At 66.7% G+C, this 2,489-nt stretch carries 2 protein-coding genes; both read right to left on the bottom strand.

The genetic code is table 11. From position 1 onward, the window contains the following. A partial coding sequence (locus tag BHQ40_RS24465; protein ID WP_253183467.1) for a restriction endonuclease occupies positions 1 to 488 on the bottom strand: 488 nt, incomplete at its 3' end. A 6-nt stretch (positions 489 to 494) separates the two neighbouring features. Then, the coding region (locus BHQ40_RS24460) for an AAA family ATPase (RefSeq protein WP_070158279.1) at positions 495 to 2,489 on the bottom strand (1,995 nt) is incomplete at its 5' end.

Below are 2,489 nucleotides of genomic sequence, written 5' to 3'. Positions count from 1 at the left end.
CGCTGTCCCGACACGATCTCGATGCCGTCCGCGCCGGAACAGACTGTGCGGCTCATCCCGCCGGTGCGGCCGGTGTGGACAAACATGCCGCGCCGTTTCCGGGTGGCGCAGAGCATAGCGAACTCACGCACATGCTCGGGCTTGATGGCGTCGCGATAGCGCTTCGCCTGGATCAGCCAGCGCTGGCCATCGATGATGACTTCGCCATCGACCCCGCCGTCCCCGGTATAGCGACGATTGCGGATCACGCGGTGCCCGCGCCGCTCGAAGGCCTCCAGCAGCAATTCCTCGAACGCCAGCGGGTCCATCGCGCGAAGCCGTGCATAATGCAGCGCGGCGGGCTGGTCGCGATCGCGTCCGCATAACTGCTCGCACATCGTGCGCGCCTGTCGCCGTCGCCAGCGATGGGTGATCGGTATGCGATAGCTGCGGTATATCAGGGTAAGCAGAGCGGCACCGAATATCGCGATTAGCAGCTGTTCCATCATTCTCTCCTATCGGTCATGTCCACCACCATGACCGCCATGATCATGCTGCGGTTGGGGATCTGGCCTAGCCTCTGACTGTTGGGCAGGTTCGCGAGCGCCGCCGCGATCGGGCTCCGCCGGTGCGTGCTGACGGTCTCGTTCGATCGTGCCGCGCAGGAAGCGGTCGACCAGCGAAGCAGCCTCCTGCGCGCGGCCGGCGAGTATCTCGGCAAGACTGTTCGGGCGGGGTTCGGAGCGGCCCTGCCGTTTCCGCTCGCGCTGCTCCCGCTCGGCCTTGCGGGCGTCGCGCTCGCGGGCATTCTCCTCGCGGGAGCGGTCGTGCCGGTCCTTGTGGCGAAGTCCCCGCATCTTGTGGCTGTCGGCCCTGATCCGGCCGAGCCCTTCGAGCGACGAGGTCTTCTCGCCCGATCGCGAGGCGAGCTTTTCCGCGAGACGTTGCTGGCTCTCGGTCCAGAGCTTCACGCCATAGGCGGCGCGAGTGATGGCGGTGTAATAGTTCTGACCGTTGACGAGGCCGGATTCCACAGGCGCTAGCGCATAGACGCGGTCATAGGTCTTGGACTGCGACGAATAGACGGTTTCCGAATACCCATGATCCCAGGTCCGGTGGGCCGAGAGATCGACCTGCTGGACGCGCTCGCCGCGGTCCCATCTGATCGTCGCGATATTGCCCTCGAGCGCCAGAACGGTGCCGCGTTCGGCATTCTTGACCTCGAGTTCCTTGTTAACCAGCCGCCACTGGATGCGGTCGCCCTGGGCAAGGTCGCGCTTCTCAGGCAGGAACACATTGACATGCGCCGCCTTGCCGAGGCCCGGACGCCATTCGATCTGGCGGCCATGCTCGTCAACCAGGCGCACGACCTGGCGGCCATGATTGTTCCGGCCGACCCCGACGACGCGATAGTCGGCGTCGCGCGCGATCCCCAGCCCGGGATTGTCGCGCGTGAACTTGAGCACCTGGCCCGCGCTGTAGAAGCGCGCCATCTGCTTTTCCTGGTCGGTCAGGCCGGACGGGGTCAGCACTTCGAGCCGATGGTCTTCGGCCGCGACGGTGCCCTCGCGTTTCAGGACTTCGCGGATATGGCTGTTGACGATCAGACGGGTCGCGTTGTCGAGGACCAGGATATTGGTTTCGTCGCGTGTCTCCGGTTTGAGCCGGGTCCAATCGGCGACCATCGCCTTGGCGAGGTTCTCCGCGGTGTCGCCGGTGGTCACGCGATCCAGCGCGGCGAGCGACGCGGCATAGTCGCCCTTGCGCGCCATGTCCGCGGCCTCCTGCGTCGCGTCGGTCAGGTGGCGCCGCGACTCCTTGAGCTGGCTAGTCGGCAGCCCGAGTTGCTGGAGCAGCCAATAGGCCTTGCCCTGCTCGATCGCGCCCGTCTGCTTATTGTCGCCGAGGAATATGAGACGCGCGCCGGTCGCGCGGCTGATCTCCAGCACGCGCAGCGCCTGGCGGTTGCCGAGCTGGCCCGCCTCGTCGAGCGCGAGAATATGCCTGTCGGTAATGCCATAACCGCCGCTCGCGAGCAGCGAGGCGAGCGTGCGGGATTCGATGCCCGCCTTGTGCCCGAGTTCCGCCGCCGCCGAAGAGGTCGGTGCGAGCGCCACGGTGGTATAGTCGTCGCGGGTCGCATCGACCAACGCGGCGACCAGGGTGGATTTGCCTGCGCCGCCGACACCATGCACGCCGACCGCCCGGTTTGTGCCGCTGCCGATGGCGATCAGCGCGGCCGCCTGTTCGGGCTTCAGCCTGGCGGCCGTCGCAGCCTCTTCCAGCCGTTCACGGGTGGCAACCGGCTTCGCATCGCCCATGGCCAGAGACAGATGCTCGGACAGTGCGAGTTCGAGTTTGGCGGTCCGGCGCGATGTCCGGCCGCGCGGAAGCGGCTGGTCGCCGGTCTGGCGCACCGTGACCAGCAGCTTGCCCTTGTTCTCCTGCGCATCGTAGAGCGGCCGCACGTCGCCCAGGCGGACCTCACCGACATGCGATGCGAGCGCGGT

The sequence above is a fragment of the Sphingobium phenoxybenzoativorans genome (assembly GCF_001757355.1).
In the GTDB taxonomy this organism is placed as follows: Bacteria; Pseudomonadota; Alphaproteobacteria; order Sphingomonadales; family Sphingomonadaceae; genus Sphingobium; species Sphingobium phenoxybenzoativorans.
Note: the sequence above shows the minus strand (reverse complement) of the source record. Positions and strands in the feature narration are given on the sequence as shown.